The organism is uncultured Campylobacter sp., assembly GCF_938045625.1.
Lineage (GTDB): Bacteria > Campylobacterota > Campylobacteria > Campylobacterales > Campylobacteraceae > Campylobacter_A.
In genome coordinates this window covers 74,507-90,024 of record NZ_CALIAV010000046.1, presented here as the reverse complement: position 1 = coordinate 90,024, position 15,518 = coordinate 74,507, and the positions used below count along the sequence as shown (strand labels likewise).

Genomic DNA, 15,518 nt, shown 5'->3' with positions numbered 1-15,518 from the left:
TAGGCTTATTCTTATATATAAATACAATGAACAAAGGATTATTCTAAAAACAGCAGAGAAAAATATTTAAGGAAAATAAAATGGTAAAAATATTTAAAATATCAGAAAAAGTAGTTTGTGGTATGGTTTTATGTAAATCAAGCTAATATAAGAGGAGTAATTATGTTCGAAATAAAGATAAAATTAACTACTGAATCTTGTTGTTTAATTGGCAACCAAACTGAGAGTTTTTCTGTCGGTGGAGTAGATCAGTCTACAACTATAGATGAAAACGGAAGACCTATTATACATGGTTCAGCCTTCAAGGGTGCCTTACGAAATATAGTAAGAGAACTGGAAAAAAAAGAAGGAAATATGGAAGAAACCAAAAAATATGTAAAATTACTTATAGAGGAAACTTTGAAAAAATATCCTGAATTGAAAAAGATTTTGGAAAAATTGAGTGGAAAAATTTCAGATGAAGAAATGTCAACAATGAATTACCGTGTTTCTGTAAAAGGTGAGAAAGCGGAAGATGTTGCTAGAGAATATTTGAGAAATGCTGGAATTATTAAAAAATAAATAGAAAATTAAACTTTTAATTTAAATATCAGTTTAATTGCGCTATAGTTTCACTATTCAATTTCATCACAAGGAGTACCATTATGGGAACCAGAAGAGAACACGACTTCATAGGTGAGCTAGAGATAGCTGATGATGTATATTACGGCGTGCAAACATTCAGGGCGCTTGAGAATTTCCACATGAGCGGACGACCGCTTAAAGATTATCCGTATTTCGTTAAGGCATTTGCTCAAATCAAAAAGGCTGCGGCCTTAGCCAACAAAGAAGTCGGAGTTCTAGACGCGCAAAAAGCCGACGCCATCGCAAAAGCGTGCGACGAGCTGATCGCGGGTAAATATTTAGATCAATTCGTAGTAGATATGATCCAAGGGGGTGCGGGAACTAGCACCAATATGAACGCAAACGAAGTTATAACAAACGTCGCGCTTGAAAGCCTTGGACACAAAAAAGGCGAGTATCAGTATCTACATCCAAATGACCACACAAACCTCGGCCAAAGCACCAACGACACTTATCCAAGCTCGATCAAAGTCGCTACATACGCTAAACTAACCGATCTTTTAAAGGCCATGGAGCTACTAAAAAGCGAGCTAGAAGCTAAAGCAAGAGACTTTAAAGATATCATCAAAATGGGTAGAACCGAGCTAGAGGACGCCGTTCCTACGACTCTTGGCAACACATTTAACGCATTTGCAAGCTACATCAAAAGCGATATCGAAAAAATCACTGCAGCAAGAGAGTCTATGGCTGTGCTAAACATGGGCGCAACCGCGATCGGAACAGGCATCAACTGCCATCCTGATTATAAAGCGGCCGTTCATAAAATTTTAAGCCAAATTACAGGCGTAAACTTTAAGCCTGCCGATGATTTCATCGCAGCTACTCAAGACACCGCTGATTTTGTTCACGTTAGCGGCGCGCTAAAAACTGCTGCCGTTCGCCTAAGCAAGATCGCAAACGACTTAAGACTAATGAACTCAGGTCCAAGATGCGGTCTTGGCGAGATAAATTTACCTCAGATGCAGCCTGGTAGCTCTATCATGCCTGGTAAAGTAAACCCTGTCATCGCAGAGGTCGTAGGCGAGGCATGCTACGAGGTAATCGGCAACGACGTAACTATCATGCTTTGCAGCGAGAGAGGCGAATTTGAGCTAAACGCATTTGAGCCGGGTATCGCTTACGCGCTATTTAACTCTATCTTTATCCTTGAAAACGCGATGAAAACTCTAGCCGAAAAAGCTATCAGAAAACTAACTGCAAATCCTGAGGCGTGCTTAAAATCAGTACTTGGCTCAGTCGGTATTGTAACCGCGTTTAACCCATACATCGGCTACGAAAAATCTGCAAGCATCGCTAAAGAAGCGTTGCAAACAGGCAAAGCCGTAGGCGATATATGCCTAGAGAGAGGATATTTGAAAAAAGAGGAGATAGACAAGATCCTAGAGCCTAAAAATATGCTAAACCCTCACATGGGCAAATAATTTAGAATAAAGTCTTAAAGCGCCGAAGTCAAATTCGGCGCCTTTTAAATTTAGTAAGTAAAAAAATCTAATACAAGGAGTTTTCCTATGGATATAATGCTGATTTTACAGATTATAGTCCTACTCGGAGGTATCTATCTAGGCGTTAGGCTAGGTGGTATGGGCGTAGGTTACGCCGGTGGTCTTGGCGTCGTTATTTTGGCGATGCTCGGTATGAAAGTGGATATGAAAGATATCCCGATGGACGTTATTTTAATCATCGCGTCTGTTATTTCGGCCATCACTGCGATGCAAGTCGCGGGCGGACTTGATTATTTGGTTCAGGTCGCATCTAAAATTTTGCGCAAGAACCCAAAGCAAATCAACTACCTAGCGCCTATCGTTACCTATCTACTTACGATACTAGCCGGTACGGGTCACACTGCGTTTTCTATGATTCCGGTTATCGTAGAGGTTGCTAAAACGCAAAACATCAAACCTAGCGCGCCCCTTGCGCTTTCAGTCGTTTCGTCTCAAGTAGCGATCACCGCTAGCCCTATATCTGCGGCTTTCGTTGCGATGACGGGCGTTTGCGAGCCTCTTGGCGTTAGCTATCCGATGCTACTTTTCATCTGCATATCTACTACTTTCGTAGCTATGATTATTACAGCCTTCATCGTAAATAAATTTTATGATCTTGACCTCTCAAAAGACCCTATCTATCAAGACAGACTTGCTAGAGGCGCGGTTGCTGAGATAAAAGAGGTAGAGTATCAAGCTCTAAAACCTTATGCGAAAAGATCGGTTGCGATATTTGCCGTCGGCGTTTTAGTCGTCGTTTGCTATGCGCTCGTTATTTCAAAGAGCCTTGGTATCGTGGCAAAACCTATCCTTTCTAGAGACGCTGCTATTATCAGCTTTATGCTTACTATCGGCTTCCTTATCGCTACGCTTTGTAAGATCGACACTAGTAAATTGCTTTCAACCAGCACTTTCCAAAGCGGTATGAATGCGTGCATATGCGTCATCGGTATCGCATGGCTAGGCACTACTTTCGTTAACGGCCACATCGATAGCATCAAAGAGGTAGCTAAAAACGTCGTTACGCAGTATCCGTTTATACTAGCCGTCGCGCTGTATTTCCTAAGCTGCTTACTATACTCTCAAGCCGCAACCACTCGCGTTATGATGCCTGCGGTCGCTGCTGCGCTAGGTATGACTACGCCTGAAAACTCAGGTCAAATTTGGATCCTAGTAGCTTCATTTGCCGCTGTTTCAGGACTATTCGTACTTCCTACGTATCCTACGACTTTGGGCGCTATCGCTATGGACGATACCGGTACGACTAGAGTCGGTAAATTTGTATTTAACCACTCATTCTTCGTACCTGGCACCATCATGGTTGCTCTTTCGGTTGCGTTAGCATTCCTCATCGCTCCTGTTCTTCTCTAAGAATTTTGAGCCAAATTTAGCCGAGACTTCGCTCTCGGCTTTTTTAAATTTAAGGACTTTTTCATGAAACGAATCGGAATTTTAGGCGGCATGGGGCCGCTAGCTACGATAGATCTGTACGCCAAGATCGTAGAACTCACAAACGCCGCAAAAGACCAGGATAACATCCCTATCGTGATCGATAACCATCCTCAGATCCCGGACCGCACGGCGTATATCCTGCACGGAGGCGAGGATCCGTTTCCTTTTATGAAAGAGTCTGCAACCAGGCTAAAAAACGCGGGCTGTGAGGCTATCTGTATAGCTTGCAATACGGCTCACTATTTTGCCAAGCACCTAACGGAGGAGTGCGGCGTAAATATCCTGCACATCGCCAAAATCGCGACCGCGTCGATAAAGTCGAATTTCTCGCACGCTAAAAAGATCGCCGTCATCGCCACTACCGGCACGACTGCGGCTAAAATTTACGAAAACGAGCTGATCGCCGCAGGCCTAGAGTGCGTAAAAATCCCCGAAAATTTGATGACAAGCATCATGGACTGCATTTACAAGGGCGCAAAAGCAAACAAGCTAAAAGAGTACGTGGGTCTCTTTAACGAGACGATCGCGGCTATCGAGGCTGACGCATATATCGCTGCTTGCACGGAGATACCGCTGTTTTTACCGTACGTAACGAAAAAAGATAAATTTGTAGACGCTACCCTCGAGCTTGCTAAAGCAGCCGTCAAATTCGGCCTAGAAAAATAACCAAATTTGCGTCTAAACGGCGCAAATTTACCCCCTCTTAAAACAAATTTTTATAAAATCCAAGCTAAATTTAAAGGATAAACGATGAAATTTGGCGAATTTAAAAATGCAAAAACTTTGAGTCTAGCAAGCCTGCTTTGCGAGCAAAACCTGCAGCTAGCGGAGCTGATAAAGCAAAATGAGTTTTTATATATTTCTTGCTTTGAGGATAAAATTTTAGGCACTGAAAATCTCGTTCGCTGCGAGATCGGATCGGCTAGCTACGTGCTGGCTTTGCTTTGTAAATACTCGCTCGACGCGGCTAAATTTGACGAGCAAACGCGCGAATATTTTGAGGGGCTTGACGAAGGGTACCTAAGCGGCGAGTGCAACGTCGGCGAAGAGGAGTTCGAGCAGATCGCGGAGTTTTTAGAGGAGTGCGAAAATATCGTGATCGATAACTCCTTTTTGGCGCACGCGGATGCGAAAAATATATTCGAGTTTTTGCAAATGCTCGGCAAAAACGTCGTTTTGGCTGACGGCAAGCAGGGCGAGTTTAAAACGGACGGCGAGCTAGCTCCGCTAAAAGAGCCTGAGAGCTTTGACGGTAGCGTCGTGTTTTTTATGGATGAGGCGGACGGGTCAAATTTGAGCGGCGAGGTAAAGGAGCTAATCGGCTCGGCGTCGTTTGCCGCAGCCGCAAAGGTAAAAGACGGCGATATGGTGAGCGTGCAGGCTAAGGGCGTAGAAATGATGGCTAAATTTAAGCTAGAGCCGCAGATGAAGGGCACGGTCGCGCTTTGCAGGGCGAAATTTAGCGGATACGCGTTTAAGCTCGTTAATATCTCAAAAGAGGCGTAGCGGCAAGCGGTTAAATGTGGCGTATAAATTTATCCGTAGAGGCGGCAAATTTTATAAATTTAAACCCAAAAGCCGGGCTTGCTACGTCAAATTTGACGTAGCGGGCGGAGCTTTTTGACGTGAGGCGGGCAAATTTACCCACAGTCGCGCCGCTTTAAAATCAAAATTTCTTGCTATAGCAAAGTTAAATTTAGGCTAAATAAAATTTTATCCTAATGCGCGAAATTTAGTAAAAAAATCGCCTCAAAAGCGCGTAATATTCGCTTTTATATCGCTTTTTAAACGAAAAAGGGTATAATGGTCGCATGAAAAAATATTTTTTACTTTTTTTACCGATTTTGGCGTTTTCTTTTAGCCTGAGCGTAAATTCGGGCGCAGAGGACGGCAGGCCATACACCGTGATAAACATCAGCGACGAGAAGGAATTCGTCTGCAAAGAGGAGATCCTCGCCTACGACCGCAAGCTTTATTTTTGCGACGTCGCCGCCGGCGCACTACCGAAGGTAGATGATAAAATTTTGGCCCTGGCTGAAGTGAGATTTCGCGAAGAAAAGGGCGGTATGCGGATCTATGTCGTACCGCGCGCGAGCTCTCGCCTGATCTCGTCTAGCGAGCCTCTTTACGGCGCATCCGCAGTGCCGTTTAGCAAAAACGGCGGCGCAGCCAAACGCCACGCCATCGTGATAGATCAAAATTTAAGCGAATTTAAAAAACAAACAAACGCGGGGATAAATTTCGCCCCGATATTTGAGCAGATGACCGCGCCTAGCGTCGGACCGCTCGATCTAAACAAAGCCCCGATAGAAAGCGGCGATAGCAACGATATAAACATGTACCTAGATGTGAAAAAAAGCTACGACGACAAGCGCTACGACGATACTATAGCCACGATCCAAACGGCGCTAAGGCGCTATCCAAACAGCATTTTTGCCAGCGAGTTTTTGCTATATAGGCTGCGCGCTTTGGATAAAATTTTAGACTCGCAAAATAGCTTCGAGGGGCTCGGCGCGGCGGACGTCGCGAGCGAAGGGCGCGCGTGGATGAGGCGGTTCGTGTCGGACGAAAACTACCCAGAGGTGCTATATCTAGTGACCAAAGCCTACCTCAGGCAGGAGCTCGTTAGTGACGCGAACTACACGCTAGATATCCTCATGAACGAGCATCCAAACTCAAATTTTACCAAGCTAGCCGTCCTTGAGTTTGCCGACAGGCTCTACGTCACGGGCAGGCAGGACGAGGCGGTAAAGATGTACGAGGACGTGCTATACTCGGCGCAGACGCTAGACGTCGCTAGCCGCGCGGCTCTGAGCCTCGTGCAGGGCAGCATCGACAAGGCCAAATTTGACCGCGCCAAGGACTTTATGCTCAAAATTTTAAACAGAAATCAAGAGTACCTGCTAAACGACGCGTCCAAGCTAACGACGCTGGCCGGGGTATTTCACGAGAAAAATATGGACGATATCGCCGCGAGAATTTATGAAATTTTACTCGCTCGTCTAAACAAAAACGACGATGAGTACGAAACCGTACTGAAAAATCTAGGCATCGCGCTAACAGGCACGCCAGACACGCAAAAAGCATACGAATACCTAAAAAGATACCAAAGCGAGTTTGCGGACGGGCAGTATGCCGCCATCGTGCAAAATGCGCTCGATAAGCTATTTTTCGCCAGAAACGACGAGAGTAATGCGACTAAACTACACGAGCACTACGACGCGCTTATGGGTAAATACGGCAAAACGGATGTCGGTGCCAAGGCGCTAAAAGAGCAGGTTGCGCTCTATCTAAAAGAGCGTAAATTTGACTCCGTCCTGCGCTATACTCAGGCCGTGCGCGATCTAAACGATACGGACGCAAGCGCCGTTTTAGATCAGGCGGCGCTAAATTTAGCGAGTGAAGCCATCCGTCAAAACGACTGCGCTACGGCGGTAAATTTGACCGAAAACTACGGCGTAGGTGAGAAAATCGGGGCTAAATTTAAGCTCTTTGACTGCTATATGCGCCTCTCTCGTTTTGCCGCCGCGTACGATCTCGCCTCGAAAAATATCTCGACACCCGACATGCTCGACCGCGTGGAGTGGCTCATCAAACTAGCCTCTGTTTTGATAAAGACGCAGAAGTATAACGACGCCTTGCGCGTGGCCGACGAGGCGCTGGCTATCGCGTCTAGGCAGGAGTACGCCGACGTCTCGCCCGTGCTTTTTTATAGATTTGAGGCACTGATGGGGCTAGGCAGGCTCACTGACGCCGCCGCGACGATAACGGCCGTCGAGACGCTGCGCAAAAACGACTTTAAGGTCATCGAGCTCTACGACCGCATGGCCGAGGCGACGTATGGTGCGAACGACTTTTTAAACGCGTCGGTTTACGCCAAAAAGGCGATCGATCTGCAAAAGCGCCTACATATCGCCACATTTAGCCCGAAAATCGACTTTGAGTACATCGGCTCGCTAAGTAAGCTAGATAGACTAGGCGAGGCTTTGCAAGCCGCGCAGGAGCTTGTAGATACGCGCCTAGATCCCGAAAATAGACTACGCGCGCTAGCTCAGATCTCGGAAATCTACATCAAACTAAAACGCGAAAGCGAAGCAAAGCCGTATCTGCAGGAGTGCGTCAGCTCAAATTTGCAAAGCTCGTGGAAGGCCATCTGCGCCGAGCAGATGAAGCTCGTGGAGTAAATTTATCCTTATTTTACTTTTAAACCCGCTCAAATTTAGCCCGAAAGCTTGGGCTAAATTTGAGTCTGATCGCCGTAAATAGGCGGTACGCTTTTAACCATTGCGCTAAGCCTTAGCTTGTGCGGACGCGTCGCTATCTTTTTATCCGCAGATATTTTACGGCAAACGGGTCAAATTTAAAGTGTTTTGACATTAAATTTGACTTTATGTCTGATTAAATTTGCCAAGCGGCGGCAAAACGTAAAATTTTCAAAACGTAGCTACGTTTTTGCTATCAAATTTAATCCCCAAATTTAGGCGCTTTACTACGTCAAATTTGATATAATTTCTAAAATAAGCGCTTGTAAAAGGAGCTGGCTGTGAACGTAAAATTTCAAGCCGAGATGAAAGAGCTGGACGAGAAATTTGCCGCTATCCCCGAGGATGATAAAAGGCGGTATGATAGGCATAGGTTTATCAGGCGAGCGACTATGACGTACTGGTCGTCGACGTTTGTCTTTTTTTATCTTTTTGCGATGTTGGTGCCGTATTTGAAATCATTTTTTGTAAACAACGGCATAGAATTGCCGCCTGAAATTTTTAGCTATATTCGGGGCGCCGTGAAGATAGTTGCGCCTATTTTCTGGACGATTTATGTTTTAAGGCGAGATAAAACCAAGCGATACAGCTATCTTTTTGTGAGGGATCAGCGGGATAGCTTCCTGGCTTTTAGGATAGAAAATTTTGCCAGCATAGTCTTGATTTTATATCCGATTTTGCTTATTATCGGGTCGTTTTTTGTGAAGGATAGCGGCGGCGGATATGCGGCTTATGGATTTTTGTACGGCTTTGTCGTAGCTCCGATTTGCTTGCTTGTTTTTGCGATATGCTACTCTCGCAATAAAAGCTCATATGAGCCCGCACCCGAGGGTGCAGATCTTCGCAGGGAGTCCGGTCTAGCTCAAAGCGCAAAATCAGTAGAGGAAAGACTCGGCGAGCTAAACGACCTGGACACAGAATTTGATCAAATACCTTGGGATCTAAAAAACCGTTACGACGTGCATAGGCTTATCAGGCGCGCTAGTATGGCGTTTATCGGGTTTGTGCTTATGGTTTCGTGGTTTGCGAGCTTTATAGGAAACGTCTTGGGTGTTGCTTACATTGCAGTGGTGCTGATTTTGCCGTATATTTTCACGAAAATTTACCTAAAAAGCTACCATACGAAAAAATACAGCAAATTTTTCATAAAAAATCAGCGACTTTGCTTGGCGATTTTTGCGGTTGAAAATTTAGCTAGCATTGCTTTGATCTTGTACCCGATTGTGCTCATGATAGCGGCTCTGATCGCTAGAAATGACGAAAAGACGATGAGCCTGCTTTTGGGCGGCTCAAACGTATTATCGGCTTGTCTGGTTGTCTTTGCGGCATGCTATCTGTTTAACCGAAGTACGTATATCCCAAAAGACGAAGCGTAATTTTTTAAATTTGAGCGACGTTTGATATGGTTTTTGTGCTCGGCACGGCGGTAAATTAAATGGTATGGACACGGCTTGTTTTTGAGGCTTGGTTAAATTTGCCGTGCAAGATAAATTTGATAAGTTTTGTAAAATTTAGACCGTTTAAATTTGGCTTCAAATTTTACCGTGTCTTTGGTTTTGGGTTTGCGGGCAAGCTTAAATTTGACGAGAGTAGAATCAACAAGCAAATTTATAAGTGCTTTTAAAATTGGATTTTAACCGTGCGAGATCAAATTTGACCGTAAAGTCCGAGCATAAATTTTAAGCAAGAGTAAAATGCGGATTAGCAAGCGGGGCTAAATTTAACGAATCAGCGGCTAAATTTGCATAGCAAATCGCTCAAATTTAGCCGACTTTATTTACGAAATTTAAAAAATCAGTCCCTCGTCGTCTTGTTTTATTAGCGTATCTTGCGCGTCTTGTTTCGGTACCGGCGAGATCTTCGTATAGACCTCGATCAGGCCCTCATACGCAGTGTGAAAGACGCCCTCTGGCTCGATGAAGGTTTTTTGTTTTAGCGGGTACTCCTTCATATAGCTTTCCATAAATTTCTTAAACACCGGAGCCGCCGTGCGTCCACCGCCCTCGACCTTTCGCATCGGCGTGTTGTCGTCGTTGCCGTACCACACGACCACCTCTACTTCAGGTGTAAATCCGCAAAACCACGCGTCGATGTTATTATTTGTCGTGCCGGTCTTGCCCGCAACCTGCACGCCGTTTAGCCTCGCGCTTTGTCCCGTGCCGCGCTCCACGACCGTTTTCATCATATCAGTCATCAGGTATGCCTGCTCGGGCTCGGTGACGAACGTCCGCTCTGGCTCAAAAACCGCTTCTAAATTTTGATAGTTTATGATGCGTTTTATCAGGCTTGGCTCCACGATCTCGCCGCCGTTTGGAAACATCGAGTAAAATTTAGCAAACTCCAATGGCGAGATGCCGAAGCTACCAAGCGCGATGGATAGGTTTTTGGGGATGTTTTTAAAGCCCATTTCGGTTAGTTTTTTATACGCCGTATCAAGCCCGATCTCGTCGAGTAAATTTATCGTGGCGAGGTTGCGCGACTGACGCAGAGCCTCTCGCAGCGTGATATAACCCTGGAAACCGCCGCTATAGTTTTTCGGACGCCACTCGTACTGGCTGCCTTCGTTAAATACCCTTGATATATCGGCCGCCTTGCTCATCGGCGAGTAGCCCATATCTAGGGCGATCTGGTAGATAAAAGGCTTGAAGCTGGATCCCGGCTGGCGCATACTCTGCGTGGCGCGGTTGTAGCTGCTTTTGGCGTAGTCTACGCCGCCTACTAGCGCGAGGATCTCGCCCGTTTTGGGTAGCGTAACGACGATAGCGCCGTTTAGGATACTGGCGTTTGCGTCCTTGTTACGTTTTAGTATCTCGTTGTAGCCGTATTTTAGCGCCTCGGACGCCATATCTTGTACCTTTAAATCGACGCTGGTTTCGATGACGTAGCCGCCGGTTTTGATATCTTCAAAGCGCTTTGAGGCCTCTTTTAGCACCTCGTCCACGATGTACGGGGCTTTGTTTTGCGTGAGCGTATCGTCAAAGACTACGGGCTGCTCGACTAGTGCGGCCTTGTACTCAGCGTCGCTGATCCAGCCTAGTGCGTTCATCCTTGATATAACGTTGTTTGCGCGGCTAAGCGATAGATCTAGGTGGCGAGTCGGGTCGTAAGTGCTGGGTGCTTTTGGTAAGCCCACTAGGATAGCAATCTCTTTTAGCGTGAGCTCGTCAAGCTCCTTTCTAAAGTATCCCTTTGCTGCGGTCTTTATGCCGTGATAGCCGTGTCCTAGATAGACGTGATTTAGATAGCGCTCTAAAATTTGCTCTTTGGTTAGCTCGTTTTCAAGCTTCATCGAGATGATCATCTCTTTTAGCTTACGGGTTAGCTTTTTTTCTCTGGTTAATACCATGTTTTTAACTAACTGCTGCGTGAGCGTGCTTGCGCCCTCGACTAGTTTGCCTGCCTTTATGTCCTTAACGATAGCTCGCGTGATAGCCTCGGGATTTACGCCGCCGTGTTCAAAAAAACTCGTATCCTCGATAGCTACCAGCGCCTCGATGACGCGCGGCGGGATATCCTCATACTTAACGTAGATCCTGTTTTCGTCAAAGATATTTGCGATGAGCTCGCCGTTTCTATCGTAAATTTGAGTCGTGAGCTTTGGCTTAAAGTCGATGATATTTGACGCGTCAAAGGTGACTTGCGAATAAAGATAAACAAACGCCGCGCTCAGCGAAACAAAGATAATAAACAAAATCGAAGCTAAAATTCTCATAAAAAGGCCTTTAAAATTTTCACGTTTAGCCCCATTGCGGTGCTAGTTTCGCCGTTTTGGCTCAGGATGTATTTTTTGTTGAAATTCTCTATCGTCATGGCTCCTGCTTTGCCCTGCCAAAGATCGCCCGATAGGTAGTTTTGTAGGTCGGCTTCGTCAAATTTAGCAAATTTATACTCCGCAAAGCTTACGTTAAAAAGCTCGAATTTTTCGCCCAAAAATATCATCGCGGTTACGATCCTAGCGACGTTGCCGCTTTGCATTTGCAGCATTTTTAGAGCTTCCTTTTCGTCTTTTGCTTTGCCTAAAATTTTACCGCCACATACGACGACGCTATCGGCGAAAACGACGTTTTTTACGTTTTCATTCGCCTTTAAAAATTGCTCTTTTTTTGCCGCGACGATCTTTTGGACGTAAACGTTCGGCGGTAAATTTTTATCTACGCCGCTCTCGTCATAGTCGAAGAAAACCTGCTCAAATTTAACGCCGTGATCTCGCAAAACCTTAGCTCTCGTAACCGAGCTCGAAGCCAAAATAATCATCAAAACTCCCTATAAGATACGCCAAGATATGCCGCCAGCAGCGCAAACGCCACGTTTAGCGGGATGAAATAATAAATCGTAACTATGAGGTTCTCGTGAAGCTCGATGTATTCGCTATTTTGCAGGGATTTTGAGGCTTTGTTTAGGCGGTACGTGACGTAAATAACGTTTAAAAATAAAAACCCCCAGATCGCCCATTTCGTCGTTAAAATCGTGTTTAGCATCGGATCGGCGTTTTTGATCACGTTTTGCTTGGCTAGTATCGCGCCGGTTACGCCCATGATGGCGATCGAGCCGTAGATAGCGTAGCCGAGGCGCTTTAGCATGGAGATTATCGTTTGATATTTTTGCGTGTCTCCTTCGATATTTTTCATAAAAAATTTAGCGATGAGTAAAAAATTTGCTTGAAATCCGATAAAAACGATCACGGAGAGGATGTGGATAAAGGGCAGGGCGTTGCTAATCTTTGCAAAAGCTATGTTAAATTCGGGCATTTGTCCCCTTTGATCTAAAATTTTCTCGCGCTAAAGTAAATTTGACGGCGGTAAAATTTGACGCCAAAATGCGCGAATAAAATAAACTCATAAACTTATATTTTCCTTTAAATTTTATCTCGGCTCACAAAATGCAAATTTTGGATTTGCTTTGTGGCCTTAAATTTGGTTTTGCAAAAATTTGCTCAAATTTTACTCCGCAAAAGCCACGGTCAAATTTAAGCGATTTTCTTAAATTTGACCGACGCAAGCTTATTTTTCTAACTTGATTTTAGCAAACTCTAACGCCTGCCTAACTGCATCCTCGATCGCAAGTACGTTTTTACCGCCTGCGGTTGCGAAATCATCCTTGCCCCCGCCGTTTCCGCCTAAAATTTGAGCCGTAAATTTGACCCATTCGCCGGCTTTCAGTGCCGCGTTTTTCACGCCGGCAGCCAGAGCGATTTTGCCCTCTTCATTTACTTGCACGAGCAGGATCGCGGCCTTTTCGTTCTCGTTTTTAAACTCGTCTATCGTGGCCTTTATGTCGCCGCCGTCAAGCACCGCAACGCAAAGCTTGGTCTCGTTTACGTTTACTACCGCTAGCGCGTGCGCGTCTTTTGCCTGCTTGGTTTTATCTTTTAGGCTTTTTATTTCGGCTTTTAGTTTTTTTACCGCATTCATCGGCTCGGCGCTTTTTAGCTCGGTTTTTAGCTCCTCGATCTCGCCGCGCCAGGCTTTTGCTAGATTTAGCGCGGCCTTAGAGCACACGGCCTCGATCCTGCGCACGCCCGCGCTCACGCCGCCTTCTTTGGTGATGAAAAACGCGCCGATTTGGCTTAAATTTGCCACATGCGTACCGCCGCAAAGCTCCTTGCTAACCTCGCCGAAGCTTAGCACGCGCACCTTGTCGGCGTATTTTTCGCCAAATAGCGCGATAGCGCCGCTATTTTTGGCATCCTCGATATCCATTATCTCCGTCTTTGCCTCTATATTTTCGCTAATCGCGGCATTGACGAAATTTTCGATCTTCGTTAGCTCCTCCGCCGTCACTGCCTTTGGATGCGAGAAGTCAAATCTAAGTCTGTTTACTTCGACGCTAGATCCGGCCTGCGCGATATGCGTTCCCAGCACGCTTCTAAGCGCAGCGTGAAGCAAATGCGTGGCGCTGTGATGGCGTGCGATCTCGGCTCTTTGCTCGCTTACTTTTAGCTTCACGGCGTCGCCGACTTTAAGCTCTTTTTTAACCGCGACGTTTGACAAATTTAACCCGAAAAACTTCTGCGTATCTAGTACGTCGGCTGTACCTACGATCTCGCCGCTGTCGCCTGCCTGGCCGCCGCTTTGCGCGTAAAAAGGCGTCACGTCAAACATCGCCCAGCCTTGCTCGCCCGCTTTTAAAATTTGAGTTTCTTTAAAATCCTCGTCAAGTAGTGCCAAAACCTTGCTCGTGCGCTCAAGCTCCTCGTAGCCGCTAAATTTATTTTCGCCAAATTTCTCTAAAAGTGCCTTAAAATCGCCCTTTGCGCTCTTGTCGCCGCTACCTTTCCAAGCAGCCTTAGCGCGCGCTTTTTGCTCGCTCATTAGCTCGTCAAATTTTGCTTCGTCGACTTTGAGTCCTTTTTCGCGTAGCATATCGGCCGTGAGGTCTAGCGGGAAGCCGAACGTATCGTAAAGCTTAAACGCAGCCTCGCCGCTAAAAATATCTTTCGTGCGCGCTAGTTCGCTCTCAAAAAGCTCGAGTCCGCTTGCTATCGTGGCTAAAAATCTCTCCTCTTCTAGTCTGATTTGCTCTTTTACTGCCCCTTTTTTCTCGTTTAGGTAGGCGTAGTGGCCGCCCATTAGCTCGCAGACTTTATCGACGAGACGGTACATAAAGGGCTCTTTTATACCTAGCAGATATCCGTGTCTGATCGCGCGGCGAAGGATACGGCGAAGCACATAGCCGCGGCCTTCTTTGTCAAACGTCGTACCTTGAGCTAGCAGGAAAGTCACCGAGCGGATGTGATCGCTGATGACGCGATAGCTAGCGCCGCTCTCATAAGCGTACGGCTTACCGCAAAGTGCGGCTACTTCGTCTATAAGAGGCATAAAAAGCGAGCTGTCGTAGTTGCTAAATTTGCCTTCCATTATCGCCGTGACGCGCTCAAGACCCATGCCAGTGTCGATGCTAGGCTTTGGTAGCGGGGTTAGCTTGCCGTCGCTGCTGCGTTCGTACTGCATGAAGACTAGGTTCCAAATTTCAAGAAATCTATCGCCGTCGCCGCCCATGTAGTCTTCAGGCGTGTTAAAATGCTCGCCGCCTTGGTCGTAGAATATCTCCGAGCACGGTCCGCACGGTCCCGTATCGCCCATCTGCCAGAAGTTATCGTGATCTCCGAATCTATAAATGCGCTCCTTTGCTATATGCTGCTCCCATAGCGCAAACGCCTCATCGTCGCTCTCGTGAACGGTGACGTAGAGGCGGTCTTTGGGTAGTTTTAGCACCTGCGTGACGAACTCCCACGCATATGCGATCGCGTCTTTTTTGAAGTACTCGCCGAAGCTAAAGTTGCCCAGCATTTCAAAAAACGTGTGGTGGCGCGCGGTGTAGCCGACGTTGTCTAGGTCGTTGTGCTTGCCGCCTGCGCGGATGCAGGTCTGACAGCTCGTGCGGATCGGTGGGGTAGGGCGCGGTACTTCGCCGGTAAAAATGCTCTTAAACGGCACCATGCCAGCGTTTGTAAAAAGCAGCGTAGCGTCGTTTGGCACTAGCGGCGCGGACGGAATGATCTCGTGACCTTTGCTTGCAAAAAAATTTAAATAAGCCTCTCTAATATCCATCGTTTTTTCCTGATTAAAGTTTTAAAATAGAGCTGATTTTAGCATAAATTTAATAAAACTTGTTTGAGACCCGCTATAAAAAGGCGTCGGTAAAATTTAAAAATAGCTCGCATTATCCGTTTAATTACTATTTTTGACTATAATTGCCC

At 46.1% G+C, this 15,518-nt stretch carries 13 protein-coding genes; 8 read left to right on the top strand and 5 right to left on the bottom strand.

The window, feature by feature from the left end; translation table 11 throughout:
- Positions 1-162: 162 nt before the first annotated feature.
- The 5 genes from Q0386_RS04540 to Q0386_RS04520 all read left to right on the top strand — a co-directional run bounded on the left by Q0386_RS04540 (position 163) and on the right by Q0386_RS04520 (position 5,063).
- The gene (locus tag Q0386_RS04540; RefSeq protein WP_299027692.1) at positions 163-561 is read left to right on the top strand and encodes a glycine betaine ABC transporter substrate-binding protein; all 399 of its coding nucleotides are present in this window, start codon (positions 163-165) and stop codon (positions 559-561) included.
- A gap of 83 nt (positions 562-644) precedes the next feature.
- The gene (locus Q0386_RS04535; RefSeq protein ID WP_299027689.1) at positions 645-2,045 is read left to right on the top strand and encodes an aspartate ammonia-lyase; all 1,401 of its coding nucleotides are present in this window, start codon (positions 645-647) and stop codon (positions 2,043-2,045) included.
- A gap of 87 nt (positions 2,046-2,132) precedes the next feature.
- On the top strand, positions 2,133-3,476 hold the full coding sequence (locus Q0386_RS04530) for an anaerobic C4-dicarboxylate transporter (RefSeq protein WP_299027686.1): 1,344 nt from the start codon (positions 2,133-2,135) through the stop codon (positions 3,474-3,476).
- A 63-nt stretch (positions 3,477-3,539) separates the two neighbouring features.
- Positions 3,540-4,223: an aspartate/glutamate racemase family protein gene (locus Q0386_RS04525; protein WP_299027683.1), complete on the top strand. Its 684-nt coding sequence runs from the start codon at positions 3,540-3,542 to the stop codon at positions 4,221-4,223.
- 84 nt (positions 4,224-4,307) lie between these two features.
- On the top strand, positions 4,308-5,063 hold the full coding sequence (locus tag Q0386_RS04520) for a hypothetical protein (RefSeq protein ID WP_299027680.1): 756 nt from the start codon (positions 4,308-4,310) through the stop codon (positions 5,061-5,063).
- A gap of 10 nt (positions 5,064-5,073) precedes the next feature.
- On the opposite strand, the gene Q0386_RS04515 is transcribed toward Q0386_RS04520, so the two are convergent.
- Positions 5,074-5,205 carry a hypothetical protein gene (locus Q0386_RS04515; RefSeq protein ID WP_299027676.1) on the bottom strand — a complete coding sequence of 44 codons (132 nt, stop codon included), beginning with the start codon at positions 5,203-5,205 and terminating at the stop codon, positions 5,074-5,076.
- 163 nt (positions 5,206-5,368) lie between these two features.
- Between Q0386_RS04515 and Q0386_RS04510 the strand changes: the two genes are divergently transcribed.
- From Q0386_RS04510 to Q0386_RS04500, 3 genes are all read left to right on the top strand, one after another.
- On the top strand, positions 5,369-7,741 hold the full coding sequence (locus tag Q0386_RS04510) for a hypothetical protein (protein ID WP_299027671.1): 2,373 nt from the start codon (positions 5,369-5,371) through the stop codon (positions 7,739-7,741).
- 359 nt (positions 7,742-8,100) lie between these two features.
- A complete protein-coding gene (locus tag Q0386_RS04505; protein WP_299027668.1) occupies positions 8,101-9,195 on the top strand; it encodes a hypothetical protein in 1,095 nt (364 codons plus the stop codon).
- 59 nt (positions 9,196-9,254) lie between these two features.
- On the top strand, positions 9,255-9,443 hold the full coding sequence (locus Q0386_RS04500) for a hypothetical protein (protein ID WP_299027665.1): 189 nt from the start codon (positions 9,255-9,257) through the stop codon (positions 9,441-9,443).
- A gap of 162 nt (positions 9,444-9,605) precedes the next feature.
- On the opposite strand, the gene Q0386_RS04495 is transcribed toward Q0386_RS04500, so the two are convergent.
- From Q0386_RS04495 to alaS, 4 genes are all read right to left on the bottom strand, one after another.
- Entirely contained in the window at positions 9,606-11,531 is a 1,926-nt protein-coding gene (locus tag Q0386_RS04495; RefSeq protein ID WP_299027662.1) for a transglycosylase domain-containing protein, read from the bottom strand.
- A complete protein-coding gene (gene maf, locus Q0386_RS04490; protein ID WP_299027658.1) occupies positions 11,528-12,073 on the bottom strand; it encodes a septum formation inhibitor Maf in 546 nt (181 codons plus the stop codon). Before maf ends, Q0386_RS04495 begins: the two co-directional genes overlap by 4 nt.
- Positions 12,073-12,567, bottom strand: a complete 495-nt coding sequence (locus Q0386_RS04485) for a 3-isopropylmalate dehydratase (RefSeq protein ID WP_299027655.1) — start codon at positions 12,565-12,567, stop codon at positions 12,073-12,075. The genes maf and Q0386_RS04485 overlap by 1 nt, the downstream gene beginning before the upstream one ends.
- Positions 12,568-12,819: 252 nt before the next feature.
- Positions 12,820-15,369, bottom strand: coding sequence for an alanine--tRNA ligase (alaS, locus tag Q0386_RS04480; RefSeq protein WP_299027652.1), 2,550 nt, complete (start codon positions 15,367-15,369; stop codon positions 12,820-12,822).
- Positions 15,370-15,518: the final 149 nt, after the last annotated feature.

Excerpts from the sequence above, each read along its gene's own strand:
- Q0386_RS04540 (WP_299027692.1), top strand. The coding sequence starts at position 163 with ATGTTCGAAATAAAGATAAAATTAACTACTGAATCTTGTTGTTTAATT.
- Q0386_RS04535 (WP_299027689.1), top strand. The coding sequence starts at position 645 with ATGGGAACCAGAAGAGAACACGACTTCATAGGTGAGCTAGAGATAGCT.
- Q0386_RS04530 (WP_299027686.1), top strand. The coding sequence starts at position 2,133 with ATGGATATAATGCTGATTTTACAGATTATAGTCCTACTCGGAGGTATC.
- Q0386_RS04525 (WP_299027683.1), top strand. The coding sequence starts at position 3,540 with ATGAAACGAATCGGAATTTTAGGCGGCATGGGGCCGCTAGCTACGATA.
- Q0386_RS04520 (WP_299027680.1), top strand. The coding sequence starts at position 4,308 with ATGAAATTTGGCGAATTTAAAAATGCAAAAACTTTGAGTCTAGCAAGC.
- Q0386_RS04510 (WP_299027671.1), top strand. The coding sequence starts at position 5,369 with ATGAAAAAATATTTTTTACTTTTTTTACCGATTTTGGCGTTTTCTTTT.
- Q0386_RS04500 (WP_299027665.1), top strand. The coding sequence starts at position 9,255 with ATGGTATGGACACGGCTTGTTTTTGAGGCTTGGTTAAATTTGCCGTGC.
- Q0386_RS04495 (WP_299027662.1), bottom strand. The coding sequence starts at position 11,531 with ATGAGAATTTTAGCTTCGATTTTGTTTATTATCTTTGTTTCGCTGAGC.
- maf (WP_299027658.1), bottom strand. The coding sequence starts at position 12,073 with ATGATTATTTTGGCTTCGAGCTCGGTTACGAGAGCTAAGGTTTTGCGA.
- Q0386_RS04485 (WP_299027655.1), bottom strand. The coding sequence starts at position 12,567 with ATGCCCGAATTTAACATAGCTTTTGCAAAGATTAGCAACGCCCTGCCC.
- alaS (WP_299027652.1), bottom strand. The coding sequence starts at position 15,369 with ATGGATATTAGAGAGGCTTATTTAAATTTTTTTGCAAGCAAAGGTCAC.